Source organism: Luteitalea sp. (assembly GCF_044337415.1).
Classification (GTDB): Bacteria; Acidobacteriota; Vicinamibacteria; order Vicinamibacterales; family Vicinamibacteraceae; genus Luteitalea.
The window spans coordinates 11,031-37,781 of record NZ_JBIINP010000026.1 but is presented as its reverse complement, the minus strand read 5'-3'; the positions used below and the strand labels follow the sequence as shown (position 1 = coordinate 37,781).

Here is a 26,751-nt window from a genome sequence, read left to right as displayed (position 1 = left end):
GCCGCATGGCCAGCGCCGAGGTGCGCGCGCGCGAGTTCGAGTTCGAGTCCTACTGGCGTGGCGCCCGGCGCCGCGAGGTGCCGCTCGTACCACACGAGCGCATCGGCCGGCTGCCGCGCCATCGCGTGCAGGCGCGCCGCCTCGAGGCACTGCGCGGCATCGGCATGCCCGCTGCTCCAGGCCTCGTCGTAGGCCGCCATAGCCGCCTCCGGGCCAACGCGGGCGGCGGCCCACGTGAGCTGCCGCCAGTAGCCCTCGCCGCGCGCCGCGCTCGGCACCTGGCGCCACGCATCGAGGGCGGCGCCGTGTCGACCTCGCTGCGCCTCGAGTTCCGCCACTTCTGCCAGAGCGCACCCGCCGACGGGGTCACGGCGAGCAGCCTGTCGTACTCGGCCAGCGCCACATCGATGCGCTGCGCGGCCTCGGCCTGCCCGGCGAGCCAGCGACGTTCGTCTGGGGTGAGGCTGCGGTGGCGCGCCAGCGACAGCAGATGGTCCACGGCCCGCCCCGGCTGGCCGCGATGCGTCTCGATATCGGCCGCCACGCGCCAGAGGTCGGCATCGGCCGGCGCGCGCAAGGCCACGGCGATTGCCGCGGCAGCGGGCGCCCAGTCACCGGCCTCGGCGTAGGCGCGGGCAACCTCTGCCTGCACCGCCGGGTCGTCGGCCCACTGCGGACGCGCCGCAAGGGCGCGGCGCCAGGACTCGACCGCGGCGCGGGGATCCCCCACCCGCCGCCACAAGCGCGCCTCCTGCGCCAGGCGGTCGGCGCTCGGGCCCACGCGGGTCTCGAGTCTCTGCAATTGCGCGATCGCCTCCCGCGTGCGGGCCTGCTGCTCGAGGAGCGCCACCAGTTCCTCGAGGCCTTCTGCCGATCCGGGCGTACGCGTGGCACGCTCGTACGCTGCAATCGCCTGGTCGATCTGCCCGGCGGAGGCCAGTTGGCGGGCAAGCGCCAGATGCGTCGCCGCCTGGGCCGGGTCGAGCGCCGCCAACTGCGCCAGGGCGCGAGTCCGCGTGTCGGACTCGCCGCGTCGCCGCGACACCTCGGCCAGGAGTGCCCACGCCGCCGCGTCGCGCGGATGTCTCGCCAACCAGTCAGGCAACAGCACGGCTGCGCGCTCGTCGTCGCCGGCCCAGGCCGCGGTGAATGTCAGGAGTTCCAGCGTGGATGCCGTGACGGGCAACCCCGCCGCGACTCGCGACGCCTCGGCGCGCTGCCCGCGCTCGGCCAGCCACCACGCGTATCGGACCCGCGCCTCCGGGGTCAGTGCGCCCTGCGACATCAGCATGCGGTAGTCGGTATCGGCCGCGCTCGCCAGCCCCGTCTGCTGGAACGCCCACGCTCGCGCCGTGCGTTCCTCGACCGTCGGCACCTCATCGGGGTGACGCTGCCAGAGCTCGGACACCTCGCGGAACCGCCCGAGTGCCGAGGCGATGCGTGCCTGCGCGCGCCAGGTGGTCGGATCGTCGATCCGGCTCAGCGTCTCGTACGCGGCGGCCAGATCGCCGGAGGCTTCCTGCGCCGTGGCCACGGCGACCAGCGTCGCCTCTCGACGAGCGGGATCGAGGGTCGCCAACCGGAGTCCGAACGTGATGGCCTGCGGCCAGCGGTGCCGCTGCATCGCCGCGTCGAGCGCACGGGACAGGGCGCCGACGTCATTCGGATCCTGCGCCAGCACCCGATCGGCGGCCGTGGCCAGCAGGTCGGGCTGCCCCGCCTGCGCCATCAGCGCCAGCCATCGCTGCCGTACCGTGGATGTGGCAGGTACGTCAGCCGCGACGAGCACCTGCGCGGCCTCGACGTTCGCCCCACGCGCCAGCAGCGCCGAGGCGAGGCCGAGACGCGCCTCGATGCGCGCCGGGTCGAGGCGGAGCGCCGTCGCGAAGGCCTGCTCGGCCTCGCGCGCCCGACCGAGATCACGCTCGACGCCGCCCAGCACCTCGAGCACCGCCGGGTCGCGTCGTTCGGCGGCCGTGGCGCTGCGCAGTACCGCCGCCGCCTCGGCAGCACGCCCCGCACGATGCAGGCGCGACGCCTCCGCGCCGACCGACCCGTGGTCGCGCGGCGACATCCACCACGCGGTCCCGAGGGCCAGGGCCAGCCAGACGGCGACGACCGCGACGCGAAGCTTCCTAGTGCCGGGCCGGGAGGGCATAGAAGGTCACCGGGTCGCGCTCGCGCTGCCAGCTGTGCTTGTCGAGCGCGGCGATACAGACGTGCGAGAGCGACCAGATCGCCATGGCCGACACGCACGCGTTGGCCGCGACGATCCGCGGCGACGTGGTGTGCATCAGCAGGGCGTAGAAGGGGCCGATGGCGTTGGCGAGCAGCAACGCCAGCTGCGGCGTGAGCGCGACGATGGGCGGCCAGGCGCGCGCGCGCCGCGCGGGCCGCTGGTTGTTGACGGTGTAGCCGGGCTTGCTGCGCGGGTACCACAGCGCCCGGATCGTGTTCACGGCGTAAATCGGGAAGAGCCCGACCAGCATCTGGAACTGCTTGCCCGGCTCGTGGTGGTGGAACAGCCACCGCATCGCCAGGGTCATGGTGAGGAAGTACAACGTGCGGAAGAGCGCGAAGTCGATCTCGCGCCCGGTGAGCACGGTGTGCCCGGTGACGTAGGTCCAGATCGGGATCAGGTAGAACAGCGGCGCGATGAAGCCGGCCGTGATGTAGGAGTAGCCGATGATGAAGTAGTTGATCCGCTTCTGCCACGCGAGGCCGCGCTGCAGCAGGGGGTTGCGCCAGAAGAAGAGGCGCATCGTGTCGAAGGCCCACTGGCCCCGCTGCTTGTACACGCCCCAGACCGTGTCGGGCGCCAGGCCGGCCGCCAGCGGATACGGGTAGTACATGGACTTCCAGCCGCGCGAGTGGAGTTCGTACGACGTGGTCAGGTCCTCCACCAGGTTCCAGGTCGCGAAGCCACCGTTCTCGTCGAGGGCCGCGCGGCGATACAGCACGCCCGACCCGCACGACAGCACCATGTCGTGCGCATCGAAGGCCGGCTGCAGCGTGTTGTAGAACACGAGGTCCTGGCAGTAGAACGGGTCGCCCTCGGGCACGAGGAACGACTGGCGCGACTGCACGAAGGCCGTCCGCGGAATGGTGAGGTACGGCGCCAGCCGCTCGAGGATGTCGGGCTCTGGCACCTGGTCCGCGTCGAGCGTCATGACGTACTCGCCGTGCGCCCGCGCGAGGCCGTAGTTCAGGTTGCCGGCCTTGTAGTCGGCGTTGCCGGCGCCGTCCCTGGCTCGCGACACGTACACGGCGCCAAGCCGTGCCGACAGTGCCTCGACCTCCTCGCTGCCCTTGTCGTCGAGGACGTAGACGGTCTTGACGCCGGGCCAGCGCACCGCGAGCGCCGCCTGGAGGGTGCGGGTCACCACAGCAAGCGGCTCGCCGCACACGGTGATCAGGATGTCGGTGGGTACCGCCTGCAAGGACATCGGCGCCACCACGGGCTTGAAGCGCATGCGCCACGCGCCGGTGGAGGCAAGGATGAACAGGCCGAGGCAGCCGATCTCGGCGCCGAGGAAGGCACCGCCGATCAGCGGATGGCTCCAGTCGATCACGCCCGCCAGCCAGGCCAGGTATGCGAGGCCTGTGACGATGGTGAGCATCGCCAGCCCCTGCGCACGGAGTCGTCGGACGCGATCCTCGCGATCGCCATGGCGACGGTAGACGATGGTCTGCGGCGCGAGTAGCTCGACGAGGAACGGCCCGAGGACGGGAAGACGCCCGAGCAACCTCATGACCTGCCAATCAGCAGGAGGTACCCGTGCGTGAATGCTGGCCCGCTATGTGCTTGGCACGTCAGGGGCTGGCGGCTGGACGGGCGCCTGATGCCCGCGGCTCCCCGATTCGCCCGACACCCAGAGCACGCCGGCGCGCGCCTGGCCCGCGCGAGGCAGGGCCACGAGGCGGGCTTCGGTGCTCACGCGCGAGCCGTCCTTGCGGAAGTCCTGGAAGCGACCGACCCACTCCTGCCCTCCCATCACGCCGCGCAGGCGCTCGGCCATGATGGTGCGGGCCGCGTCGGGGAATCGCTCGAGGACCGAACGGCCGATCATCTCTTCGGCAGACCAGCCCAGCAGGCGGGTCGCGGCTTCGTTCCAGAAGGTGACGCGCCCGGCGGGATCGGTGGCCATCACCGCATCGCGCTGCCGCCACAACGTGCGGTCGTCCCGCTGCGCCACCATCTGCAGGCGCTTGCGGTCGTCGATGTCGATCCACACCCCCACCCACTTGAGCACGGTGCCGTGCTCGCCGGTGAGCGGCACCCACTCGGCCTCACACCAGCGGTAGTGGCGCGGCCGCGTCTGCAGGCGGTACTCGGCCTTCTGCGCCTGGCCGGTCCGCACGGCCATGGTCCACAGCCGCCGCACCTCCTGCACGTCGTCGGGGTGCAGCAGATGGAGCCAGCCCCACCCGGCCGCCGCCGTCGCGTCGCCGTCGAGAAAGGCCTGGGCACGCGGGTTGAGGTATTCGGGGCGGCCGTCCGGTCCGGTCACCCACACCATCTGCGGCAGGACGTCGAGTAACCGCAGCGTCGGCGAGTCGGCCGGCAAGGGCCCAACGAGGCCGAGGTCGCCCGCCGCCGTCACGGGTCGCAGCGAGAACTCCGCGATCGGGTCGTCCTCGATCGGCGGCGGGGGCATGGGAGCCGGTGGCGGAAGGTCGGCCGGCCCTTCGGTGGCCTGGGGCTCGTGGAACGGCAACGGGTAGCCGTACGCAAGGAAGATGCGCTCGAAACGCCGCGTCAGCGACTCCGGCTCGAACGGCTTGAGGATGTAGTCGGTGATCCCGAGCTTGACGGCATCCATCACCAGCCGCTCGTCACGCGAGGCCGTCATCACGATCACGTTCAGCGAGCCGACGCTGGACGTCCGCCGCAGGGCCTTCAGTGTGCTGATGCCGTCGCGCACCGGCATGCGGAGGTCGAGGAGGAGCAGGTCGTACTCGGCGCGCTGGAGCGTGTCGAGGACGTACATGCCATCGGCGACCTCGCCGACCGTCGCGCCGAAGTTGCGCTCGAGCAGCCGCTTCAGGAAGCGCCGGGTGACCGAATCGTCGTCCGCGATCAGGATCCGCATGACGATCCAGGTATCGGTTGCGCGCCCCGGGCGCGAGCCACGCAGCCGTCGTGTCGTTCGGGCCCTGTCGTTGGACAGGCTCACGGCAGCCGTGTCGCGCGGCCGTTGCCACGCGGCGCTGCCCGCACGAGCACCGAGCAACTGACGTCACCGCCGGTGCTGATCAGGCCGACCTCCGCCAGCGTGATCCCGTCGCGCGCAGGGTCGGCCGTGGTCCAGCGCGTGGATGCGGGGGCATCGAGTTCCCCCAGGTCGCCAGCGGTCCGCAAGGCGGCGAGGACGCGTGACCCGAGCATCCAGATGAGGTCCTGCAACGTCGCGGCGATCGCCACGTCGTCGATCTCGCCGTACGGACGCCCCCGCGCCGCGAGTGCGCGCGCGACGTCGGGCGCGGCACGCAGCAGGATGCGGTAGTCGGCCTCTGGGCGTGTCATGCCGAGCGGCACGAAGGCCACCTCGTCGCCAGGGGAGGCAGGCGGGGCCGAGGGGTCCACCTCGACCTGCAGGCCGAGGTGCATGCCGAACACCTGGATCGCCGCCGTCTGGAGGTGGGCCCGAAGCGTGCTGGCCCGGCTGCCGGGCGAGCCAACGGACGAGCCGCCGCCCCCGTCGTCGTCGACCGACTCCGCCACGAGGTCGTCGAACTGGCGGCGGAAGGTCTCGGCGACGAAGGTCCGGTCGATCGTGCCATCGACCCCGGCCGGGCGCGACCCGCTGCGGCCGGGCATGGCCGCGATCACCGGCACGGAGGCGAGCCTGGGCATCGCTCGCAGCTTCTCGAGGAACAGCGGAGCCCGCAGCGGACCAATCTGCGGACCGAGCAGGATGACGCCAGGCGTCGTGTCCATGGCCATCCGCAGCCCCTGGGCGCCGCCCGATGCCGTCGCCACGGAGTAGTCGGGGCTGAGCGTGCTGCGCACGAAGTGCCGGAAGTCCCGATCGTCGTCGACGACGAGCACGCGCGCGCCCGGCGCCAGCCCGGCGCAGGAGCGCGGCGGTGTCGACAGCACGCCCGACGTCCCGAGCCGCGATACGAAGCGCGTCAGTCGCTCGGTGATCTCGGCGGGACGCAGCGGCTTGGTCACGTAGGTGCCGACGCCGAGTCCGATGGCCTCACGCACGCGCGATTCCTCGCGGACCGTCGACATGACCATCACCGGCAGGTCGCGCAGGGCCTGGTCCTTGCGGATCGCCTGCAGCGTCTCGAACCCGCTCATCACCGGCATCAGCAGGTCGAGCAGCATGAAGTCGTAGCTCTCCCGCTGGAGCAGGTCGAGCGCTTCGATGCCGTTGCTGGCATTGCTCGCCTCGCAGCCGAAGTCGCGCGCGAGGATACGCGAGAGGAGCAGGCAGACGGTCGGTTCGTCGTCGACGATGAGGGCACGCATCAGCAGGGCATCTCCGGCGCCGGAGCCGACAGCAGCGGCTCCAGCGCGTGGCGACCCTCGAGCACTTCCTGCTCGAGGGCGCGGGCAAGGGTGAGGACCGCCGGCGCGCCAGGGCGGTCACAGGCCACCTCGAGGCGCGAGGCGAGATCGGCAGCCCGGGTCCAGCCGACGTTCCCGAGCATGGTCGTGAAGCGATGGCCGACCAGCGCGAGACGCGCCAGGTCGCCTGTCGTCGACGCCTCGCGCAGCTCCGCGAGGCCACGAGGCAGGTCGCGCGTGGCGGCCGCGATCATGGCGGGCAGCACGCCGAGGCGCCGCAGCTCCGTGAGGACGGTCGGATCGAAGCGCGCGGTGCCGACGGCAGGCCCGTGCGTGCACGGCGCGGCGGCGTCGCGGCTGGCCGGTGTGGTGGGCAGCCAGCGGCGCAAGGCGTCGAGCAACGCCGACGGCCGGGCCGGCTTGGCGAGAAAGTCGTTCATGCCTGCGGCCAGGCACGCTTGTCGTGTCCCGGCCTGGATGCTCGCGCTGAGCCCGATGATCGGCACGCGCGGCAGCGACCGGTCGGCGCGTGCCGCGCGCGTGACGGCCAGTCCGTCCATGCCGGGCAGGCGGCAGTCCATGAACACGAGGTCGTAGTGGCGCCGCCGCAGCGCCTCGCACGCCTCTTCGCCCGTGGCGACGAGGTCGACCGTCACGCCGACGCTGTCGAGCACGCACTGCACGAGCATCTGGTTGGCGTCGTTGTCCTCGACGACGAGGACATGGCGGCCGGGGAGCGGTGCAGGGGCGCCGTGGGTGTGCGCCACATGCGGCTGCAGCGTCGCCAGCACGTGCGCGAGTGCCGACAGCCTCACCGGCAGGCGCAGGTGCAGGGGCGAGCCCGCCGGGCTGATTGCCCCGGGCGGCAGCAGGCACACGACCGGCACTCCGGCGGCAGTCGCGGCGGCGCGGTGCGTCTCGGCCTCGGGCGAACGCGGGTCCAGCAGGAGCACCACGTAATGCTCCGGCGCCCCTCCGAGGGCGGTGGAGAGGCACTCCGTGGACACCCCGAGCCGTGCCGCCTGGGCGCCGATGGCGTCCACCAGCAGCGGGTCGGGTGTGGCCAACGCCACACGCAGGCCCTGGCACCCGGGGAGCGCCAGCTGATCGCGCCGGCCCGCGCGCTCGAGCCTCAGGTCGATACGAAAGCGACTGCCCCGGCCGGGCGCCGTGTCGACCTCGATCCGGCTGCCCATCGCCTCGACCAGGCGCGAGGCAATCGACAGCCCCAGCCCGGTGCCGCCAAAGCGGCGCGCGGTCGCCTCGTCGGCCTGCATGAAGGGCTCGAACAGCCGGGGCACGTCCTCAGGCGGCATGCCAATGCCGGTGTCCTCCACCTCGAGCCGGCACACGACGTGAGCCCGCTCCTCGGCGAGGCGCTGCAGGCGAAGCGCGACGTGACCGGCAGGCGTGAACTTGACGGCGTTGCCGAGCAGGTTCCGCAGCACCTGCCCGAGGCGACGCGGGTCGCCGCGCACCACGTCGGGCAGGCGCGGATCGATCACGGCGGCCACCGACAGGCGACGCGCGCCGGTGGTGGCGGCCGCGATCTCGACGGCCTCCTCGACGACCTCGCGCAGCAGGAAGTCGACGTGTTCCAACTGGAGTCGGCCCGATTCGAGGCGCGCCGAGTCGAGGAGGTCGTTGACCAGGGCGAGCAGGTGCTCGCCACTCATGTGGATGGTCTCCACCAGGCCAGCGGCCTCGGGAGGCAAGGCCATCTGGCGGAGAAGTTCCGTCATCCCGATGACGGCATTCAGCGGGGTTCGGACCTCGTGTGTGACGGTGGCCAGGAACGCTGCCCCGGGGGCGTCAGCAGTCGGAACGAGGGGGGCTTGCACCAGCCGAACACATCGGCGCCGCCCAACGCATCTTTAGATAGTCGACAGGCTGTGGCGCATGGCCCCGAGGCGCACTGGCGCGCCTCGGGGCCATCTGCCACATCAGTCCTCGAACTGGCGGTACAGCGCTCCGCCAAGCACCCCGCCGAGCAGCGGTGCGACCCAGAAGATCCACAGCTGCTGGATGGCCCAGCCGCCCGTCACGAGCGCCGGTCCCGTGCTGCGCGCAGGATTGACCGAGGTGTTGGTGACCGGGATGCTCACCAGGTGGATGAGCGTGAGGCCGAGACCGATGGCGATCGGCGCGAAGCCCTTCGGCGCGCGCTTGTCGGTCGCCCCCATGATGATCACGAGGAACATCGCCGTCATCACCACTTCCATCACGAAGCCGGCCGTCATGGAGTAGCCGCCGGGCGAATGCAGGCCAACGCCGTTGGCCGCCAGTCCACCGGCGAGGTCGAAGCCGGGCTTGCCCGACGCCACCAGCAACAAGAGGGCCGCGGCCGCGATCGCGCCGGCCACCTGCGCCAGCGTGTAGGGCACGAGGTCGCGCGCGTCGAACCGTCCGCCAGCCCAGAGACCGGCAGAGACGGCGGGGTTCAGGTGACAGCCCGACACATGCCCGATGGCGTAGGCCATGGTGAGCACCGTGAGACCGAAAGCGAACGACACGCCCAACAGGCCGATGCCGACGTCAGGAAACGCGGCCGCGAGCACAGCGCTGCCACAGCCGGCGAAGGTGAGCCAGAACGTGCCGAGAGCCTCGGCGAGCAACTTGCGAGTCATCGAGAGGATTCCTTTCTTGCGCCTCCGAAGAGCGGCGGCGCGTGGGGTCCACGGTAGTGACCCGCTGGCACCCCTGCCATTGGCTCTTGGTGGAAGTCATCGTGTGCGGTCGCCTCACCTTGGGATAGTTGTCCCTGCCCCGCCCCGCTCCTATCGTTGACTGAGACAGAAATGAACGCCCCGGCGCGCATTGCCCTCGTGGATGACGACCCATCGATTCGACGAGGGGTGGCGCGCATGCTCGAGCTCAGTGGCCTGCAGGTGACCACGTTTGCGTCGGCCGAGGCCCTGCTGGCGGAGGACGCTGCTGGCGCGTTCGACTGCCTCGTGCTGGACATCCACCTTCCGGGCCTGAGCGGGCCGGAGTGTTACGGCGGGCTGCGGTCGCGCGGCGACGCGCCCCCGGCGGTGTTCATCACGGCGCACGATGCCACCGAGACGCAGGACATGCTGCAGCGCGTCGCGCCCGCCGCGTGCCTGCGCAAGCCGTTCCGCAGCCAGCAACTCCTCGAGGCCATCCGCGACGCGCTCCGGACCGAGCCATCCGGCACGCCCGTGCACGGGTAGTGCGCCTCCGCCCGTGCCGCGACGTCCCCAGTCACCAGGCGCGATGGCCCGGTGGCCCGCCCGCCTGCGCCTGCCGCTGATCCTGTTGGCGGCGACGCTCGCTGCCTCGGGGGCCCTCGGGCAACCCGCGCCGCGTCCGCTCGTCGAGGGCCGCAGCGCCACCCCGCCGACGGTGCTGGTCATCATCCCGCTGCAGCCAGGGCGGCCGCTCTTCGACACGATCGCGCGCGCCATCCTGGACGAGTTCCTGCGCGGCTCGCCGGCGCCGAGCGTCTCGCTCGAGTACCTGTACGACTGGCTCGATCCGCCCGAGGTCAACGCCCGCCAGTTGCAGTTCATCCGCGCCAAGTACGCGACCAGGCGCGTCGACGTGGTGATCGCCGTCGGTCACCCGGCCTACGCGCGGCTGCGCGAGGATGTCGGCCTGCCGGCGAGCGTCCCGATCGTCTTCATCGAAGGCAATCCCCGCCTGCCCGACGCCCCCAACAGCACCCGCGTGATCGCGCGCGAGTCGATTGCCTTGTCGTACGCGTTCGTGCGCGGCCTGCGCCCGGCGCCCCATCACGTGGCGCTCGTGGGTGGGGCCTCCTTGGCCGATCGCGTCCTCAACAACGCCAGCCTCGCGCAGTTGTCGCCGCTGGTGCCGGCCAATCATCTCCACGACCTCACTGGCCTCGGCCCCCAGGACGTGGGCGCCCGCCTCGCCGCGCTGCCCAAGGGCACGTATGTCCTGCTCGGCTCCGCACTGGCCGACGCCAGGGGCCGCCCCGTGTCGCACCCGTCGCTGCTGGCGGCCATCGCCCCCGTGGCGACCGGGCCGGTGGTGGTGTCCAACGACCTGGTGATCGACGAGGGCGTGCTGGGAGGCGTGGTCATCGGCGTGGCGCAGGCCGGACGCGCGGCGGCGCAGGTCGCCCGGCGACTGCTGGACGGCACCCCCGCGACCTCGATTCCCCCGCTCGACCTGCGCGCCGAGGCCGTGGTGGATGCGCGGCAACTCGATCGGTTCGGCATCAGCGCCAGTACTGTGCCGCCCGGGACGCAAGTGCGGCATCGTCCCATGAACACCTGGGATGGCTACCGGCTGTGGATCCTCGCGGGCGCCACCGTGCTGGCCCTGCAGACGGTCCTGATCGGCGGTCTCCTGTCCGAGCGACGGCGACGGCTCCGATCGCAGGAGGCCCTGGCGCAACGACTGCGCATGCAGGCACTCGTGGCCGACATCTCGTCGGCCTTCGCCGAGACCTCCGCCGATCGCGTCGAGACCCAGATGGTGCGCAGTCTCGAGCACGTCGGCCTGACGCTCGGCGCCAGCGACTGCGCGCTCTGGGCCTGGCAGCAGCCAGGCACGCCGCCGCGCCTCTTCTGTCGCTGGGTGAACCAGCCCGGCGCCCTGCCGGTGGTCACCGTGCTCGACCAGGTGTTGCTCGGCTGGGCCCGACCGCGCCTCGAGCGCGGCGAGGAAGTGCAGGTCTCGGATCTTGCGCAGGTCGTGCCGCCCCCCGAAGCGCTCCCGCCCACGCCGGTGGCCTCGGTGCTGATGTTGCCCCTGCGCGTCGACGGGCGCGCCGTCGGCGTCCTCTCGCTCACGCACCCGCACTCGCAGGCCTGGACCGCGCAGGTCATCGGCGACCTCCGTACGGTCGGCGGCATCGTCGCCACCGCGGTCGTCCGCGCGCGCGCAGCCGCCTCGAGCCGGGCGCAGCTCGAGACGCTGGCCCACGTGGACCGCGTGGCCGGCCTCGGGGAGGCGGCCGCCTCGATCGCGCACGAGCTGAGCCAGCCCCTGGCGGCCATCCTCAGCAACGCCGAGGTGGCCCACCAGTTGCTGGCGCTGCCGGCCCCACCGCTCCAGGAAGTGCGCGAGATCCTCGCCGACGTGATGGCCGACGACGAACGCGCCGGCGGCATCATCCGCAACATGCGCACGACGCTGCGCAAGCGCCGCGTCGAGGCCACGCCGGTGCACGTCAACGTCGTCGCCGCCGAGATCCGGCGCCTCGTGGCGCACGACGCGCGCATGCGACGCACGACCGTCGAGCTCGAACTGGGCCAGGGCGTGCCTCTCGTCTGCATCGACGAGACCCAGCTGAAGCAGGTACTGCTCAACCTGGTGGTGAATGCGGTCGACGCGATGAGCGGCGCGACGCTGCGCCAGCCGGTCCACCTGCGCACCAGCGCGCGCGACGACGGCGCGGTCATCGAGGTGCGCGACTTCGGCCCCGGCATCGCGCCCGACGTCCTGCCGCGCCTGTTCGACCCGTTCTTCACGACCAAGGCGGACGGGCTCGGCGTCGGTCTCGCGATCTCCCGATCCATTGTCGAAGCGGTCGGCGGCCGGATCTCGGCGGGCCAGGCCGACGGCCCCGGCGCCGTCTTCCGGATCTGGCTACCCGCTCTTCGCCCCGACGCCTCCGTGAAGGAGGCGTCGTGAGGCGCCGTGCGCTGCTGCTCCTGCTCGGCCTGCTCGGCGGCTGGCCGTCCGCGTCGGCCTTCAGCCAGACCATCACCGGCGACACCCGGCCCGTGGTGCTGGTGCTGGTGCCGGTGCAGCCGGGGCGTCCGATGTTCGACCTGCTCGCGCGCGGCGTGCTTGCCGAGCTGACGCGCTCGCAGGACCGGTCCTACGCCGTCTACACCGAGTACCTCTACGACCTCGCCGACCCGCCGGAACTCGCGCAGCAGCAGGAGGAGTTCATCCGGGCCAAGTACGGCGACCGCCGCATCGACGCCATCATCGGCTTCGGTCACCCCGGTTACCTGCTCATCCGCGAGACGCTGGGCCTGCCGGCACGCACACCCCTCGTGTACGTCAGCCAGGACCCGCAGCCGATGCTGCCCGCCACGGCGCAGCTCACCGTCCCGGCCGACGCCGCCGATTCGTACGCGTTCGTGGCGCGCCTGTTGCCGACGCCACACGACGTGGCGCTCATCGGCGGCAGTTCCGACAACGATCGCGCGCTGAACGCGCGGATCCGCGAGCGACTGCGCCCGCTGGCCACGGTGCGGTCGGTGACCGACCTCACCCAGCACACCCTCGCCGACCTGCGCGACCGCGTCGCCGCCCTGCCCGCCGGCACCGTGATCGTCGTCGGCGCCGGACAGGCCGATCGCGAGGGGCGCCCCTTGTCGGCGTCCATCCTGCTCGACACGATTCGTCCCGTGGCGCGCGGGCCGGTCGTGGTCACCAACGACATCACGATCGGCCAAGGCGCCCTTGGCGGCCTCATCTACCGGGTCGAGGACGTGGGCGCGCAGGCCGCCCGCCTCGTCGAGACCATCCTGCAGGGGGCACCGCCAGAATCGCTCGGCCGCGGGGTCGTCGCCAGCACGCCGACGCTGGATGCCAGCCTGCTCGCCCGCTTCGGCATCGATCCCGGCCGCGTGCCCCGGGGGACACGCCTCATCAACGCGCAGCCCTCGCGCTGGCAGGCTTCCCGTCCGTGGGTGCTGGGCGGGTTGTCGGCACTCGCGCTGCAGACGGCGTTGATCTTCGGTCTGGTCGCCGAGCGGCGGCGTCGACGGGAATCGGAGGAACGGCTGGCCGCGCGCGTCCGGCAGCAGGCACTGGTGGCCGACGTGTCCACCGACGTTGCCAACCTGCCCGACGGCGACCTCGAGCCGCAGATTGCCGCCGGCCTGGCGCATGTGGGCAGCGTCCTCGCCGTGGCCGAGTGCGCGCTGTGGGCGGTGGAATCGCCGACCCACCCGACGCTCGTCGCCCGCTGGCGACTCGAACCGGGCGCGACCGGCGCCTCGATGCTGGACGACGCGCTGCTGTCGTGGGCCGCCCCGATGCTCCTCCACGGCGAGGTGGTGCACGTCGACGACGTGTCGGAGGTCCTCGAGGTGTCGATGCCGCCGACCGTGGCGCGCGGCACGGCCGCACTCCTGATGCCGCTGCGCGTCGATGGACGGATCATGGCGATCCTCTCGGTGCGCCACGACGGGACGCGCGCGTCGTCGGAGCGAATGGGGGACGACCTGCGCACGGTCGGCGAGATGATGGCCACGGCCGTCGTCCGCAAGCGCACCGATGCGTCGATCCGCCAGCAACTCGACGTGCTGGCCCATGTCGACCGCGTCGCCGGCCTCGGCGAACTCGCGGCGTCGCTGTCGCACGAGCTCAATCAGCCGCTGACCGCGATCCTGAGCCACGCCGAGTCGGCCCTCACCCTCCTCGCACGCCCTGCGCCTCCCCTCGAGGACGTGCGCGGCATTCTCGCCGAGGTCATCGCCGACAACGAGCGTGCCAGCGGCATCATCCGGCACATGCGGGCGATGCTGAAGCGGCAACGCGTCGAGGCGCGCCGCGTCGACGTGAACGCCGTGGTGACCGAGATGCTGCGCCTCGTGGATCACGACACGCGCCTGCGTGGCAGTTCGCTGGATGTGCAGTTGCAGCCGGCGCTACCGCCGGTGCGCATCGACCCGACGCAGCTGAAGCAGGTACTGCTCAATCTGGTCGTCAACGCCACCGATGCCATGGCGTCGCGGACATCGCGCGAGGCCGTCGAGCTGCGCACGCTGACGCGCGACGGCGGCGTGATGATCGAGGTGCGCGATCACGGCCCCGGCATCCCGGACGAGGCGCTGCAGCGGCTGTTCGACCCGCTCTACACCACCAAGGCGGAAGGGCTCGGCGTGGGACTGGCGACTACGCGTTCGATCGTCGAGGCGGCGCGAGGGCTGATCACGGCGCAGAACGTGCCGGCAGGCGGCGCCGTGTTCCGGGTGTGGCTCCCGTCCTCGCCGGGCGAGGATTGACGCGAAGGCGGGAGGGAGCGTGCCGAGGCCGAGCGCCTCAGGTCGCGAGGACCGACGCGCGCAGCCCCGGTGTCTCCAGGGTCATCGCTGGGCCACTGGACCGATCGGCGCTTCGAGCACGCCGATCTTGTCGAGCAGCAACACGAGTTCGGGCACCGAGTTCACGCCCAGCTTGATGAGGCCGCGGGCGCGGTGGAACTTGATCGTGGCCAGCGTCAGGTTCAGGTCGTAGGCAATCTGCTTGTTCAACTGGCCGCGCGCCACACCGAGGCAGACCTCGCGCTCGCGTGGCGTGAGCGACTCGTACCGGGCGCGCAGCCCAGCCAGTTCCTGCGCCGTGGCCAGCATGCCCTTGTGGCGCTCGACCGCTTCGCCCACCGCATTGAGCAGGTCCTCGGAGCGGACCGGCTTGGTGAGGAAGTCCACCGCCCCGCCCTTGAGCGCCTGCGTCGTGGCGGGAATCGTCCCCTGGCCGCTGAGGAAGATGACCGGCTGGGTCCAGCCCGAGGCGCGGAGACGCTGCTGGAACTCCAGGCCCGTCATGTCCGGCATCTGCAGGTCGACCAGCAGGCAGCCCAGGACCGACGAGGGCTGGCGCTCCAGGAAGGCCGAGGGACTCGGCACGGGCTCCACGGTGTATCCGCCGAGGCGGAGCACGCGCCCGATCGCGGTCAGGAAGCTCTCGTCGTCGTCGACCGCGAAGACGGTGGCCGCCAGTGGCTGAGTCATGCTGGCGCAGGATGGTAGCGCAACGTGTGGCGGATGGGTAGGGCCAAACCCACGGTGTGTCACCTGCGCGACACACGGAGGTTCACTCCGGGACTTCCACGGGTGACGCCCCAAACTGACGGGTCAGCGTGCCGCGGCCAGCCGCTCACGGAGCCGCTCGGCGACCGATGCCTCCAGCGGGTCGGCGGCCGGCAGGGCCTTGAGGGCGGCGACGGCGGTGGCGAAGCGCGCACCGAAGGCCGCGCACGTGGTGCATTCGGCCACGTGCTCCTGCGCCAGGGCCAGGGTGTCTGGCGGAAGCTCGCCGTCCAGGAACTCGCTGAGGTGCTCCAGCACCTCGGAACACCACAGGCCGGCAATCAAGCGATCATCGGGCAGCATCGCACCCTCCCTCGCGCAAGGACACGGCCAGCCGCAGCCGCGCCCGGTGCAGCCGACTCTTCATGGCCGCGACGCCGAGGCCGAGCAACGCCGCCGCCTCGTCGCCCGGCACGCCATCGAGGTCGCGCAGGGTGAGGATCTCCCGGTCCTCGGGCGCGAGGCCGGCAAGCGCCTCAGCCACGCGGGCCTGCATCTGCCGATGCATCGCCTGCAGTTCCGGACTCGGCCCTCCCCACCCGGCCTCGAGGCCGAGTTGGTCGACGGGCGTGTCGTCGATCGCCGCGCGCGCATCGCGCTCCCGCCACCGGGTCGCCGCATGACGGGTGATCGTGAACAGCCAGCCACGGGCCGACCCGTCGCCGCGGAAGGCGCCGGCGGCCTGCCAGGCCGAGAGGAACGTCTGCTGCAACAGGTCTTCAGCCGCATCGGGCCGGGCGACCTGCGTGCGCGCGAAACGGAACACGCTCGCCTGGTGACGCCCCACGAACGCGTCGAACGCAGCGGCCTCTCCGGCCGCCGCTCGGGCCAGCAGTGTCGCGTCGGTCAGTTCGCCGTCCTGGAGGTGCGGGTCGGACACGTCGAGATTCCGAGCACAGTGTAGAGCGGGCAGCTGCTCAGGACGCCCGTCACGATCGGGACGAGCCCGAGGTAGCCCCACGCGCCGATGGTCCCGGCGTAGGCGGCCCCCACCAGCACCACGCCGAGGCCGACGCGAAGGACACGCTCGATGGGGTGGACGTTGACGGGCAGGAAGCGGCTCATGAGTGGTCTCTCCGGCTGGGCGTGCCGCGTGCATCGCGGCCACTGCAGAGAGAGAGCCGCGCCGCGCGAAAAGGATTCAGGGGGGGCGGCGTCGATGTCCGCGCCCCCCTCGCCGTTCTACCGACGGCGCGCGCCGCCGCCACCGCTCCCGCCGGTCCGCGGGGCGGGCCGGGCCGCGCTCCCGCCCGAGGGGCGCGACCGCGGCGTGGCGCCCATGCTGCTCGGCGCCGCGCGGTTGGTGCCGCGCTGCCTGGCCATCTGGTCGCGATCGAGGTCGCGGGTGTTCGCAGCGCCGGGCGACGGCCGCTGCCAGCCGCCCTTGTCGCGCGTCTCCCAGCCATTGATGCCGGGCCGGTGCACCGACCCGTCAGGCGCCGCGTACACGTCGTTCGGGCGACGGTCGCGGGTGGTCGCTCCAGCGGGACGCGTGGCGGGCGCGGGCCGCGTCGCCGGCACCGGGCGCGTGGCCGGCCGCGTGTAGCCGCCGTTGTTGGGACGGTTGTAGCCGGGTCCGTATCCGGGACGGTTGTAGCCGCCGCCATGCCCGGGGCGCACGCCCGGACGGGTGTAGCCGGGGCGGTTGTAGATGCCGCCCCCGTTCCAGCCGGGCCGGTAGTAGTTGTTGATGTTGATGTTGTTGACGTGGACGCTGTTCCACGACGGCCGGTAGTAGCCGCCGCCGAACCAGCCGACGCCGCCGTAGTACGGCCGCGGATACCAGCCCACCGCCATCGGCCCGACGCCGAAGCCGAAGCTCGCACCGCCGGTCCCCACGGCGAGCCAGCCACTGGGCCCGCCGAAGCCGACCGAGAAGCCCCAGCCGGTCCACGGGTTGTAGCTCGCGCCGAAGCCCCACGTGGCCGGATAGGGTCGATACCAGCCACCGTAGTACGGCGGATAGTAGAAGCCCGTCCCGTACACGATGGTGCCGCCCCACGGATACGCCCCCATGTAGCCCGGCGTATAGCCCACGTACACGACCTGCGGCGTCGCGCTGTACACCTCGACGTACCGGGTGTTGTAGTACGGGTTGCTCGGCGGCACCTGCTCCAGCTTCGGCGGGGTCTTCATCGAGACGGCCCACGGGCCCTGCGGCCCGGCGGCCTCGTACCACACGCCGTCCGCGCACGCGTAGTACACGCCGTCGATCTGGAACACGGGCGTGCTCGAGTTGGTGGAATACGAGATCACCGTGTTGTCGATCTTCTTGAACTGCGGTGCGCCGTCCCACGTCACGTCGGCCTTGGCCGTCTTCGGATCCACCTGCGCCGTCTGCGGCACATAGCTGTCGAGCACGGCGTCGCGCGCCTCGTCGGTGCCGGTGACGCTCGCGCGCACCAGCGCCTTGTCGGAGTCGGCGGGGATCTTCGCGAAGTCGGCCGGCAGCGCCGACGACTCCATGAACACCCACGGGCCGTTGACCACATCCGACGTCGAGAACCAGCGTCCGGACAGCAGCACGTACACCTTGCGCGTCGTCGTGTCGAAGAAGACATCCGACGGCGTGTTCTTCACGTACTGCAGCGTCGTCCCGGGGATGGCCACCATCTCGGCGTGGCCATCGGTGGCGATCAACTCGGTCGGCTCGGTCGCGACGACGACGGCCGGCGGCGGGCCATCGACCTGCGAGGCGCCCTCACCGGGCGTGTCGCCGGCCTTCGTGGCCGCGGCCACCACGGCGCTCCAGACCTGCGCCACGGCCGGACTCGGGGCGCTGACCACCGCGTACGGACCGGTCGCCTCGGCGGCGGCGTACCAGGCCTGTTCGCCATGCAGGTAGTGCTTGCGCGTCGACGGGTCGTACACGATGAAGAACGGCGTGTTGACGACGCGCTCGAGCGTGGAGTCCTTCAGTCGCTCACGCTTCGGCGGGCCGTCGATCGTCACGAGCACCGACCGCTCGTTGGCGATGACGATCTTCGGCGCGTCGTGGCGGAGCCCGTCGGCCTGCACCTTGGCGTCCTTGGCCGAGGCCAGCGATGACGTGAGCGTGGACAGCGTCGTCTCGAATCGTGCCTGCGCCGTGGCGCGCTGCAGGGCCGAGGTGATGCTGCGCTCCTTGGCCTCGTCGACGCCGGTGACGCGGACGCGCGTGATCTGGAAGTCGTCGATCAGCGCCGAGTCGGCGTCGCGATCGGTCTCGATGCGCGCGTCGAACCAGAGCGCGCCGAACGACGGCTCCTTCGCATCGGCGTCCTGCCAGGAGAAGGCCGCGCGACCGGTGAGCCGGTCGCCGGAGAGCGCCTCGGGCTGCGGCTGATACACGAAGACCGCTGCGCCTTCCACGGTGAGCTGCTGGGGCCACGTGGAGGGGTCGTCGGCCTGCAGGGCCTGCCCTGGTGTGCGGGGGGCGACGGGCGCGCGTGGGGCGGCAGGTGCCGCCGGTGCGGCCGGGGCCTGCGACCGGGCGACGAGCACCGGCGCGGCGGCCAGGAGGGCGATCGCGATCACGGACGGAAGAGTCGGGCGCATGGGTGTCTCTCACGGAAACGCGCGCGTCGCAGGCAGCCGCCCGCGACGCGCGCGATGAAGTGCGTGTGTCGAGTCTAGCGGGCCATCGGCACGGGCGAGGCCATGCCGAAGGCCTGCGACAGGATGCTGGCCTTGCCGCCGAGCACGCCGAGGATTGGCGTGGCCGCGGCCACCGGCGTCCCGCCGAGGAACTCGTTCACCTTGCCCACGCGTCCGAGCAGCTGCGTGGCCTGGGCCGACGCCGGCTTGCCGCCGTTGACCGCGGACTTCAGCGCGTTGGCGTCCTGCTTGATCAGGTCGATGTCGCGCACGGCGGCCTCACGGGTCGCCTTGTCGATCGACTTGTTCTGCTTCAGACCGTTGTCGACCGCCTTCTTGAGGCGGTCCGCATCGCGCGCCAGGCCGTCGGCCGCCGCAATCACTTCCTTGTCACCCACGCGACGCACGGCGGCGCCGGCCGGCATCGGGAACTCGGTGCCGTAGGCGGCCGCGAGGACCTTCAGGTTCTCCGCAAAGCGGTTCCACTCGCTCTCGCCCCGAGTCGCGGCCTGGTCACGCTTGAAGAAGTTGTCGACCGTCGTGCCCTGCCGAAGCAGGTCGCCGGCCTCGGTGCTGGCCGAGTAGTCCTTCTTGTAGCGGTCCTCGAGCTTCTCGGCCGCGTCGCTGAAGTCCTTCAGGAAGCGCTCGACGTTCACCTCGCCGTTCGGGCCGCGGTAGACCGCCTTCTTCAGCTGGGGGTCGAGCGCGTCGCGGAACTTGTCCTCGTCCGAGGCGATCTTCGAGATCAGGTTCGCGAGTTCCTTGTCGTTGAGGCGCTCGGCACCGGCAAGGGCCGGCGCGAGGCACCACACGGCAGCCACAAGGGCCAGCAGGGTCTTCTTCATGGATGTCGTCTCCGGAATCGTGGCGCTGGTCGCGCCTGACGCGTGGAGTGATTGTGGCGACCGGACGCCCCTCGAGCCAGTTGGACCTTGGGTGCAAGGCCGGCCGCCCCTGTCACGTTCTCCTCGTCCACGCCCACCTACCCGCTGAGGTAGTGTGTGAGGCGTTTCGGGAGGCCGTATGGCGAATGAACGTTCGTGGCTGAAGTGGGTCGGCATCGGGTGTGGCGGTGCGCTGATCCTGCTCGTGGGGTTCATCGCGGCCATCTTCTTCGTCGTGGGACAAGCGACGGAGGAACCCGAGAAGGTGGCCCGCGCCTTCGTCGCGGCGACGAGCACGGGCGACTTCGCTGCCGCACACGCCTTGTACTCGGCGCCGCTGAAGGAACGCCAGTCTCTCGCCCAGTTGCAGGACGCCGCGGCAGCGACGCCGAGCCTCTACAAGGTCCGCGACCTGTCCTTCTCGTCGCGGTCCGTCGACGGCACCGGGGCCGAGTTCACCGGCACCGCGACCCTCGTCGCGGGCACCACCGTGCCGTGTCGCTTCAAGCTCGTCCGCGAACAGGACTCGTGGCGCCTGATCGCGTACAACATCGGGGACGACGACTGATCGCCCCCGCCGCCCACGCCCCACTGGATTCGAAAGGGTCTACATGCGTTCCGTTACCGTGCCGTCGTCGTTTCGTCTTCCTGCCCTGTTGATGGTCGCCTGCCTCGGCGTGCTGTCGGGCTGCACCCAGAACCTGAACGTCGAGTCGATCGGGCCCTCGATCACGCAGGGCGTGTCGGACCAGGTAGGCCTGACGCTCGCCAAGGTCACGTGCCCGAGCGAGCCGCGGCCGATCAAGAAGGACGACGTCTTCGAGTGTGTCGGCGACGTCGAGGGCGGCGGCACGCTGCGCATTGCCGTCACCCAGACCGACGACACGGGGAACATCACGTGGAAGGTCGCCAGGACAGAGGGGCTGCTCGACCTCTCGAAGGTCGAAGCGTCCATCGTCACCGGCCTGAAGCAGCAGGCGCAGGTCGATGCCAAGGCCACCTGTGGCGGCAAGTGGAAGGCGGCCAAGAAGGGCGACGTGTTCGACTGCAACGCCACCGCGCCCGACGGCACGCCCATCCCGATCGCCGTCACCGTCACCGACGAGAGCGGCAACGTGAGCTGGGCGACCAAGTAGCCCCCACCCCTCCTGCGGCGGGCGCCGTCCGGCGCCCGCGGCGTCTCTCCCGAGCGCGTCCATCACAGGGCGCGGGGTGCGAGGGCAGTCCCGTCGATCGCCCGTCGGGCCATCCAGCCTTGCACCTAAGTACATGCAGACAGCCCCGGCCGAAGTTGCTACCGTGCGTCTAACACTGCCGAGCCTCGTGCAGGTCGCACAGGACATCGTTTCCGTCGGAGGTCAGATTTTGAACGTTCGCCCCACCCCCCTGTCCGTGCGCCCGGCGCGCGCGGCGTTCCTGGGCCTCGCGCTGGCTGCCCTCGTCGGCGCCGCGTGCAGCCCGAAGCCCGCCGCCCTGACCGACGCAGAGCGCCTGGCCAAGGGCAAGGAGATCCTCGTCAAGGCGGCCCAGCGCGCGGCGTCCGCCCAGAGCCTGTCCCTGGACGTGGCGCAGGAGGTCACGCGTGATGCCCCCGGCGGTACCCGGAAGACGCAGAAGCTGACCAACCAGGTCCACCTGCGCCGGCCCGACCGCCTGCACATGGCGTCCAAGGGCGACCTGCAGCGCGACTTCTGGTACGACGGCGCCAAGGCCACCATCGCCCTGCACGGCGAGAAGGTGTTCGGCGAGGCCGCCATGCCCAACACGGTGGACGGCGCCATCGAAGCCATCACCACCCGCTACGACGTCCCGGTGCCGATGGCCGAACTCCTCGTCACCAACGCGCCCACGTTCCTCGGCGAGGCCGCAGGCGGCGCCGGGTGGGTCGACACCGTGGATCTCAATGGCGTGAAGGCCGAGCACCTCTCGTTCACGACCGGGGAGACGAAGTGGCAGGTGTGGGTGTCGCAGGGCGCCGAGCCGGTGATCCTGCAGGCGCACATCGAGTACGGCGCACGCAAGACCAAGCCGACGCATCACATGGTGTTCTCGAACTGGAAGTTCAACGACACGTTCGCCGACGACATGTTCGTGGCGAAGTTCGGCGACGACTACGAGGGCATCGCCATGCTGCAGCGCGCCGAGCAGGTGACCGAGGCCAAGGACGCCACCGCCATCGCGGCCGCGGCGCCCGCGGCCTCCGCTCCCGCGGCAGCTCCCGTCGCCAAGCCGGCCGCGGCAGCGCCCAAGGCTCACTGACCGCCTGTCGGACTCCTGAGGACACACCATGAGCAAGAAGAACTTCGTGAACGTGATGGGCTGGCTCGCGCTGGCAGGCATGGTCAGCATCAGCGGCGCCAGCCTCGCCGCTGACCGCATCAAGAATGGCGCGGCCGTGGGCCGCAACGGCGCCGCCGTCAAGGGCGACGAAGGCTACGCCGCCGTCGGTCGCCGCGGTGCCGTGGCCGGCAACGAGAACGGCTCGGTGGCGGTGGGTCGTCGTGGCACGACCGTCCGCAACGAGGATGGCCAGGTCGTGGCCGCCTCGCGCCGCGCCCCGGGCTACGGCTACGGCGGGGGCGCCGTGGCCGTCCAGGGCGAGGAGCGCACGGTGGTCGCCGGCACCAACCGCTACGGACGTGGCGGTGTCGCGGTCGTCGGGGAAGAAGGCGCGTTCGTCGCCGCTGGTGGCGGCTACCGCCCTGGCTACGTGGTCGGCGGACGCTACGAGAGCTACGAGGGCTGGAAGGTCGCGGCCGGCGTCGCTACGGGCATCGCCATCGGCACCATGCTGGCCCGTCCTCCGGCCGCGGCCGTGACGGTGGTGGCCGGCGGGTCGAGCTACTACTACGCCGACAACGCGTACTACACGCGCGTGATGGTGGGCGGACAGGTGTCGTACCAGGTGGTGGCGCCGCCGGTCGGCGTGATCATCCCGACGCTGCCGGTCGGGTGCTCGTCGGTGCGCGTGGGCAACGTGGCCTACACGCAGTGCGGCCCCACGTACTACCAGCGCGTCGGCGCGGGCTACCAGGTGGTGGTGATCCGCTAGCCCCACCCCGCCCCGTTCCACCACGGAAGGCCGGCTCCGCGCCGGCCTTCCGTGTTTCTGCCCATCTCGCCCCCACGACGAGTTGGGCCATCATGACGCCCATGCATTGGCGATCCGTGCTGCCCGCCTTCGTGCTCGTGCTCGTCGCCGGCACGCAGATCGTCCTGGTAAAGGCCGCAGGCCTCACCGCCTGGAAGGGCGGCGGCTTCGGCATGTTCTCGACCATCGACGATGCGCCGCATCGCACGATTCGCATCGTCGTGGAAGCGCCCTCACGCTCCGAGGAGGCCGAACTGGCGCCGTCGCTGGACGACGATGTCGCCCGCGCACTGACGTTGCCCAGCCAGTACCGCCTCGGGCGTCTGGCCGAGGCCGTCGCGGCCCGCGAGCGGCGCTACCAGCGCGCGGTCACGCGGGTGCGCATCACCGTGTGGCGTCACGACGTCGACCGCACCACCCTCGGCTTCACGCCGGTCGTCCTCCGCGAGTACACCCATGACGTCCGTCCGTGACTGGTGGCGCCCCGCGCACGCCCCGGGCGTGCAGATGGCGCTCACGCTCGCCGCGCTCGTGCTGCTGCTGCGGCCGATGGGCCCGTGGTACGTGCAGGCGCCGCTGCTCTTCATCGGGGCGCTGTCGATCGTGCGGCCCGACGCCGCACGCATCCCGGCGCTGTGGCTCGGCGCGGCGGTAGCCATCGCGACGCGGTTGGCCGTCGACTGGCCCTTGCCAGACAACCACATCTACCTGACCGCGTACTGGTGCCTCGCGGCCGCGCTCGCGTTACAGGGACCGACGCCGGAGGAGCACCTCGCCACGGCCTCGCGCCTGTTGGTCGCGCTCGCCATGAGCGGCGCCGTGCTGTGGAAGGCGTTCCTCTCCCCCGACTACATGGACCACCGGTTCTTCCGGGTGACGCTGTTCGATGACCCTCGGTTCGCGTCCATCACGATGCTGGTCGGCGGGTTGTCGGAGGCGCAACTCGAGGAGAGCCGCGACGCCCTCGCGCCGCTGCCGGCCGGCGCCGAGTTGCTCGACGGCCCGATCCTGCGGGAACCGGCGCCGCTGCGCGCGCTCGCGACCGGCCTCACCTGGGGCGGCGTCGGCCTCGAAGCCCTGCTCGCGGCAGTGATGTGGTTCCCCCAGCGAAGAGCGAGGCCCTGGCAGCATGCGCTGCTGCTGCTCTTCTGCCTGGTGACCTACGCGATCGCGCCCGTGGCGGGGTTCGGGTGGCTGCTGCTGATCATGGGGCTGTGCATGTGCCGCCCCGACCAGGGCACGCTCCGCGCCGCGTACGTCGCGACCTTCTTCGTCGTGCTGCTGGTGACGGAGATTCCGTGGGCCACCGTCTTGCTGCAGGGGTGGCGCGCACTGGCCGGCTGATCGCCCCCCGGCCCCTGATGGCGGTGCGTCGACGTGAACGTCGACGCCCACGCACCCATCGAGTCGAGGCGGCCGATGTCCACATCGGCCGTCCGCTACTTCAGCAGGTCGAACATCCGGCTGTACTTGATGGTCAGGCTGCGATCCGTGCGCTCGGGCCGCTGCACGAGGTCGTAGAGATAGCGCGTGTCGTTGTACACGATGAACAGGCCCGTGTTGGCCGCCTGCAGCCAGCCGAAGCGGATGTTCATCGACCACAGGTCGGCGCGGTCGTTGTACTGGATCAGCGACTGCACGAACGTGCGCGGGGTGAACGAGTAGTTGACGCGCGATCGGATCAGGTTGGTGCGGAAGTGCCCCTGGGGCAGATCGACGTCGTTGAGGCTGTACGACGTCTCGGTGGTGAACGCCTCGCCGAGGCGCAGCCGGAACGTGTGATTGGTGGTCACGCGGTTGCCGCTGAAGAACCCGCCGATGTAGGTCTGCAGGTAGTAGCTCACCGGCGCGCCGAGGTTGGTCTGGAAGACGAACTGCCCCTCGGCGTTGTTGTACGTGCCCGGGGGAACGAACACGCCCGGGTAGATCTGGAACGGCGTGCGCACGCCCTCGGTCGTGAGGTTCATGCCGGTGTGCACCTCGTAGGCGTTGCGGAACTGCCAATGGTTGTCCAGGTGCGTGTACATCGTCTCCTGGAAACCGTCGAAGCCCCAGAAGCTGCGGTAGGACGCGTGCGGACGCACTTCCTGCAGGCCGAGGAAGTCCTTCGGCCGGAAGCGGGTCATGACCCGCACGTCGGGCTTGCGGTACCCCGACCGCGTGAGGAAGCCGACCTCGGGGTTGAAGTTCGTGCCCACCTGCTGGAAGCCGAGGTCCAGATCCCAGCGACGCGTGTTGGTGCGAGACCGCACGTTGAACGCCGTGTCGGTAGGCTTGCGATCGCCCTCGGTTGCCGAGAAGAAGCCGGACAGGAAGGTCTGCAGGCCGATGCCGAGTCGGCCGTCGACCGCGTAGGTGCGTCCAGAGTCGTCGGGGCGCGCGTAGTCACCAGTCGCGTTGCGGTTGGTGAACAGCACGCCGAGCTGCGAGCGGTTCGGCAGTTCGCGGTTCAGGCGGATGACGGCGAAGTTGTTGCTCGGGACGCCGGCGGCGTCCCGCGTCGCGTCGAGACTGTCGGTCTGCATGTCCAGCAGGCCCACGTTCCACGCGCCGACCTTGCCAGAGACGCGACCGCCGCCGAGGATCGGGATGGGGCGTCCCGTGGGCGAGATGCCGATCGCCCGGCTGAAGAAGAGGTCCACTTCCCCGGGATTGCCCACGGCGAAGAAGCCGGCGTTCTCGAGGAAGAACGGCCGCTTCTCGGGGAAGAACAGGTTGAACCGATCGAGGTTCACCTGCTGGTCGTCGACCTCCACCTGCGCGAAGTCCGTGTTGACCGTGGCGTCGAGCGTGAGGCTCGGCGTGAGGTTGTACTTGAGGTCGCCGCCGACGTCGCCGAGCCAGTTGGTCTTCGCGGGATTCTCGCCGCTGGTCACCACGTTGCCGAGCACGTACGGCATCAGCTTCAGGTTGCGGAACACGGGCACCGCGATGTCCTCGACGCTGCCGGCCAGCGAGGCGCGCGTGATCGAGAACTGTCGCGGAATCGGCGCCCAGTACGAGCGCTCGTTGCGCCGGCGGATGTTGCGCTGGAAGTTCACGCCCCACACCTGCGTGCGGCCGGCCGGATAGCGGAGCGTCTTGAACGGGATGGCGAACTCCGCCGACCAGCCCACGTCCGAGATGCGGGCGCGTACGGTCCACGCCCCGTCCCAGTTGAGGTTGAAGCCGCTCCCCGAGCCCCCCATCTGCATCTGCGCGTTGCTGAGCCCGCCGCCGCCCTGCCCCTCGTTGGTCACCTGCCCGTCGTACTCGATGCCGGCCGGATTGGTGCCGAACACGAAGCCGTTCTGACGGTCGCGGTACGTGTCGAGGATCAGGCGGAACGAGTCGGTCTCCTCGAGCGGCGCATCGCGGCGGGAATCGGAGACGATGATGCCGGCCGGGTCGGTGTCGTAGCACACCACGCCGACGTACAGCGTGTCGGCGGTGACCAGAAAGCGCACCTCCGTGCGCTCGGTCGACGGCTGCCCCTCGAACGGCTGCTCCTGCACGAAGCCCGACATCGCCGGCACGTTCGTCCAGGCCCCGTCCCCGAGCACGTCGCCGTCCACGGTGGGCGCCGGCCCCGACGCCGCGCGGCCGACGGGCCGCGGCATCAACAGGGGCGAGGTCACGCCGGCCGGCGCGGGTTGCGCCGCCGCGCGACCGGCCACGAGCGGCAGGACGCCGATCACGACGAGCCGCGCGAGGCGCTGCGCCAGGAGACCGCGCGAGCGACGCGCGCGAGCGAGAGTGGCGAACCGGACGGACACTGCAGCGGGAAGAACGCGGAGGGCGGGCACGGGCGCCCCAATCGTATGCCGCACGCCCAGCGGGAGCAATGCGAGGCCGCGGCATGCGGCGCGCGGGGTACGCGGTGACCCTCGACGTACACTGGAACCACACGGGCTCCCACGCGGGAGGCCCGGC

The 26,751-nt window shown here is 71.2% G+C and carries 22 protein-coding genes; 9 read left to right on the top strand and 13 right to left on the bottom strand.

The genetic code is table 11. The features are described from left to right. Positions 1-49: 49 nt before the first annotated feature. The 6 genes from ACIRDX_RS07005 to aqpZ all read right to left on the bottom strand — a co-directional run bounded on the left by ACIRDX_RS07005 (position 50) and on the right by aqpZ (position 9,147). Positions 50-2,158: a tetratricopeptide repeat protein gene (locus tag ACIRDX_RS07005; RefSeq protein ID WP_396624689.1), complete on the bottom strand. Its 2,109-nt coding sequence runs from the start codon at positions 2,156-2,158 to the stop codon at positions 50-52. Then, positions 2,136-3,752: a glycosyltransferase gene (locus ACIRDX_RS07000; RefSeq protein WP_396624688.1), complete on the bottom strand. Its 1,617-nt coding sequence runs from the start codon at positions 3,750-3,752 to the stop codon at positions 2,136-2,138. The genes ACIRDX_RS07005 and ACIRDX_RS07000 overlap by 23 nt, the downstream gene beginning before the upstream one ends. Positions 3,753-3,797: 45 nt before the next feature. Beyond that, positions 3,798-5,093, bottom strand: coding sequence for a response regulator (locus tag ACIRDX_RS06995; protein WP_396624687.1), 1,296 nt, complete (start codon positions 5,091-5,093; stop codon positions 3,798-3,800). An 80-nt stretch (positions 5,094-5,173) separates the two neighbouring features. Continuing rightward, entirely contained in the window at positions 5,174-6,481 is a 1,308-nt protein-coding gene (locus ACIRDX_RS06990) for a response regulator (RefSeq protein ID WP_396624686.1), read from the bottom strand. Next, complete coding sequence (locus tag ACIRDX_RS06985) at positions 6,481-8,361, bottom strand: ATP-binding protein (protein WP_396624685.1); 1,881 nt, start codon at positions 8,359-8,361, stop codon at positions 6,481-6,483. The genes ACIRDX_RS06990 and ACIRDX_RS06985 overlap by 1 nt, the downstream gene beginning before the upstream one ends. Before the next feature lie 102 nt (positions 8,362-8,463). Continuing rightward, a complete protein-coding gene (gene aqpZ / locus ACIRDX_RS06980) occupies positions 8,464-9,147 on the bottom strand; it encodes an aquaporin Z (RefSeq protein ID WP_396624684.1) in 684 nt (227 codons plus the stop codon). A gap of 156 nt (positions 9,148-9,303) precedes the next feature. Between aqpZ and ACIRDX_RS06975 the strand changes: the two genes are divergently transcribed. The 3 genes from ACIRDX_RS06975 to ACIRDX_RS06965 are packed head-to-tail and all read left to right on the top strand — an operon-like array spanning position 9,304 to position 14,481. After that, entirely contained in the window at positions 9,304-9,714 is a 411-nt protein-coding gene (locus tag ACIRDX_RS06975) for a response regulator transcription factor (protein ID WP_396624683.1), read from the top strand. A 13-nt stretch (positions 9,715-9,727) separates the two neighbouring features. After that, positions 9,728-12,148: an ATP-binding protein gene (locus ACIRDX_RS06970; RefSeq protein WP_396624682.1), complete on the top strand. Its 2,421-nt coding sequence runs from the start codon at positions 9,728-9,730 to the stop codon at positions 12,146-12,148. After that, positions 12,145-14,481 (top strand): ATP-binding protein, encoded by a 2,337-nt coding sequence (locus ACIRDX_RS06965; protein ID WP_396624681.1) that lies wholly within the window; start codon positions 12,145-12,147, stop codon positions 14,479-14,481. The genes ACIRDX_RS06970 and ACIRDX_RS06965 overlap by 4 nt, the downstream gene beginning before the upstream one ends. 81 nt (positions 14,482-14,562) lie before the next feature. Here the strand turns inward: ACIRDX_RS06965 and ACIRDX_RS06960 are convergent, their stop codons facing one another. The 6 genes from ACIRDX_RS06960 to ACIRDX_RS06935 all read right to left on the bottom strand — a co-directional run bounded on the left by ACIRDX_RS06960 (position 14,563) and on the right by ACIRDX_RS06935 (position 19,709). Next, positions 14,563-15,210: a response regulator transcription factor gene (locus ACIRDX_RS06960; RefSeq protein WP_396624680.1), complete on the bottom strand. Its 648-nt coding sequence runs from the start codon at positions 15,208-15,210 to the stop codon at positions 14,563-14,565. A 123-nt stretch (positions 15,211-15,333) separates the two neighbouring features. Then, entirely contained in the window at positions 15,334-15,591 is a 258-nt protein-coding gene (locus ACIRDX_RS06955) for an anti-sigma factor family protein (protein WP_396624679.1), read from the bottom strand. Next, entirely contained in the window at positions 15,578-16,168 is a 591-nt protein-coding gene (locus ACIRDX_RS06950) for an RNA polymerase sigma factor (RefSeq protein WP_396624678.1), read from the bottom strand. Before ACIRDX_RS06950 ends, ACIRDX_RS06955 begins: the two co-directional genes overlap by 14 nt. After that, a complete protein-coding gene (locus ACIRDX_RS06945) occupies positions 16,135-16,353 on the bottom strand; it encodes a DUF2892 domain-containing protein (RefSeq protein ID WP_396624677.1) in 219 nt (72 codons plus the stop codon). Before ACIRDX_RS06945 ends, ACIRDX_RS06950 begins: the two co-directional genes overlap by 34 nt. A gap of 117 nt (positions 16,354-16,470) precedes the next feature. Further along, complete coding sequence (locus tag ACIRDX_RS06940; protein ID WP_396624676.1) at positions 16,471-18,825, bottom strand: hypothetical protein; 2,355 nt, start codon at positions 18,823-18,825, stop codon at positions 16,471-16,473. A gap of 74 nt (positions 18,826-18,899) precedes the next feature. Further along, positions 18,900-19,709 carry a hypothetical protein gene (locus ACIRDX_RS06935; protein ID WP_396624675.1) on the bottom strand — a complete coding sequence of 270 codons (810 nt, stop codon included), beginning with the start codon at positions 19,707-19,709 and terminating at the stop codon, positions 18,900-18,902. A gap of 178 nt (positions 19,710-19,887) precedes the next feature. Between ACIRDX_RS06935 and ACIRDX_RS06930 the strand changes: the two genes are divergently transcribed. From ACIRDX_RS06930 to ACIRDX_RS06905, 6 genes are all read left to right on the top strand, one after another. Next, positions 19,888-20,316: a hypothetical protein gene (locus tag ACIRDX_RS06930; RefSeq protein WP_396624674.1), complete on the top strand. Its 429-nt coding sequence runs from the start codon at positions 19,888-19,890 to the stop codon at positions 20,314-20,316. Between the two features lie 43 nt (positions 20,317-20,359). Then, a complete protein-coding gene (locus ACIRDX_RS06925; protein WP_396624673.1) occupies positions 20,360-20,884 on the top strand; it encodes a DUF4333 domain-containing protein in 525 nt (174 codons plus the stop codon). A gap of 229 nt (positions 20,885-21,113) precedes the next feature. Next, complete coding sequence (locus ACIRDX_RS06920) at positions 21,114-22,007, top strand: DUF2092 domain-containing protein (protein ID WP_396624672.1); 894 nt, start codon at positions 21,114-21,116, stop codon at positions 22,005-22,007. Between the two features lie 28 nt (positions 22,008-22,035). Continuing rightward, entirely contained in the window at positions 22,036-22,800 is a 765-nt protein-coding gene (locus ACIRDX_RS06915; protein WP_396624671.1) for a DUF6515 family protein, read from the top strand. Positions 22,801-22,901: 101 nt separating this feature from the next. Further along, the gene (locus ACIRDX_RS06910; protein ID WP_396624670.1) at positions 22,902-23,312 is read left to right on the top strand and encodes a hypothetical protein; all 411 of its coding nucleotides are present in this window, start codon (positions 22,902-22,904) and stop codon (positions 23,310-23,312) included. Next, positions 23,296-24,183, top strand: coding sequence for a hypothetical protein (locus ACIRDX_RS06905; protein WP_396624669.1), 888 nt, complete (start codon positions 23,296-23,298; stop codon positions 24,181-24,183). The genes ACIRDX_RS06910 and ACIRDX_RS06905 overlap by 17 nt, the downstream gene beginning before the upstream one ends. Before the next feature lie 95 nt (positions 24,184-24,278). Here ACIRDX_RS06905 and ACIRDX_RS06900 read toward each other — a convergent pair whose 3' ends face one another. Next, on the bottom strand, positions 24,279-26,594 hold the full coding sequence (locus ACIRDX_RS06900; RefSeq protein WP_396624668.1) for a DUF5916 domain-containing protein: 2,316 nt from the start codon (positions 26,592-26,594) through the stop codon (positions 24,279-24,281). Positions 26,595-26,751: the final 157 nt, after the last annotated feature.

Bases quoted from the DNA above. Each gene is read 5' to 3' on its own strand.
- ACIRDX_RS07005 (WP_396624689.1), bottom strand. From the start codon at position 2,158: ATGCCCTCCCGGCCCGGCACTAGGAAGCTTCGCGTCGCGGTCGTCGCC.
- ACIRDX_RS07000 (WP_396624688.1), bottom strand. From the start codon at position 3,752: ATGAGGTTGCTCGGGCGTCTTCCCGTCCTCGGGCCGTTCCTCGTCGAG.
- ACIRDX_RS06995 (WP_396624687.1), bottom strand. From the start codon at position 5,093: ATGCGGATCCTGATCGCGGACGACGATTCGGTCACCCGGCGCTTCCTG.
- ACIRDX_RS06990 (WP_396624686.1), bottom strand. From the start codon at position 6,481: ATGCGTGCCCTCATCGTCGACGACGAACCGACCGTCTGCCTGCTCCTC.
- aqpZ (WP_396624684.1), bottom strand. From the start codon at position 9,147: ATGACTCGCAAGTTGCTCGCCGAGGCTCTCGGCACGTTCTGGCTCACC.
- ACIRDX_RS06960 (WP_396624680.1), bottom strand. From the start codon at position 15,210: ATGACTCAGCCACTGGCGGCCACCGTCTTCGCGGTCGACGACGACGAG.
- ACIRDX_RS06955 (WP_396624679.1), bottom strand. From the start codon at position 15,591: ATGCTGCCCGATGATCGCTTGATTGCCGGCCTGTGGTGTTCCGAGGTG.
- ACIRDX_RS06945 (WP_396624677.1), bottom strand. From the start codon at position 16,353: ATGAGCCGCTTCCTGCCCGTCAACGTCCACCCCATCGAGCGTGTCCTT.
- ACIRDX_RS06940 (WP_396624676.1), bottom strand. From the start codon at position 18,825: ATGCGCCCGACTCTTCCGTCCGTGATCGCGATCGCCCTCCTGGCCGCC.
- ACIRDX_RS06935 (WP_396624675.1), bottom strand. From the start codon at position 19,709: ATGAAGAAGACCCTGCTGGCCCTTGTGGCTGCCGTGTGGTGCCTCGCG.
- ACIRDX_RS06930 (WP_396624674.1), top strand. From the start codon at position 19,888: ATGGCGAATGAACGTTCGTGGCTGAAGTGGGTCGGCATCGGGTGTGGC.
- ACIRDX_RS06925 (WP_396624673.1), top strand. From the start codon at position 20,360: ATGCGTTCCGTTACCGTGCCGTCGTCGTTTCGTCTTCCTGCCCTGTTG.
- ACIRDX_RS06915 (WP_396624671.1), top strand. From the start codon at position 22,036: ATGAGCAAGAAGAACTTCGTGAACGTGATGGGCTGGCTCGCGCTGGCA.
- ACIRDX_RS06910 (WP_396624670.1), top strand. From the start codon at position 22,902: ATGCATTGGCGATCCGTGCTGCCCGCCTTCGTGCTCGTGCTCGTCGCC.
- ACIRDX_RS06905 (WP_396624669.1), top strand. From the start codon at position 23,296: ATGACGTCCGTCCGTGACTGGTGGCGCCCCGCGCACGCCCCGGGCGTG.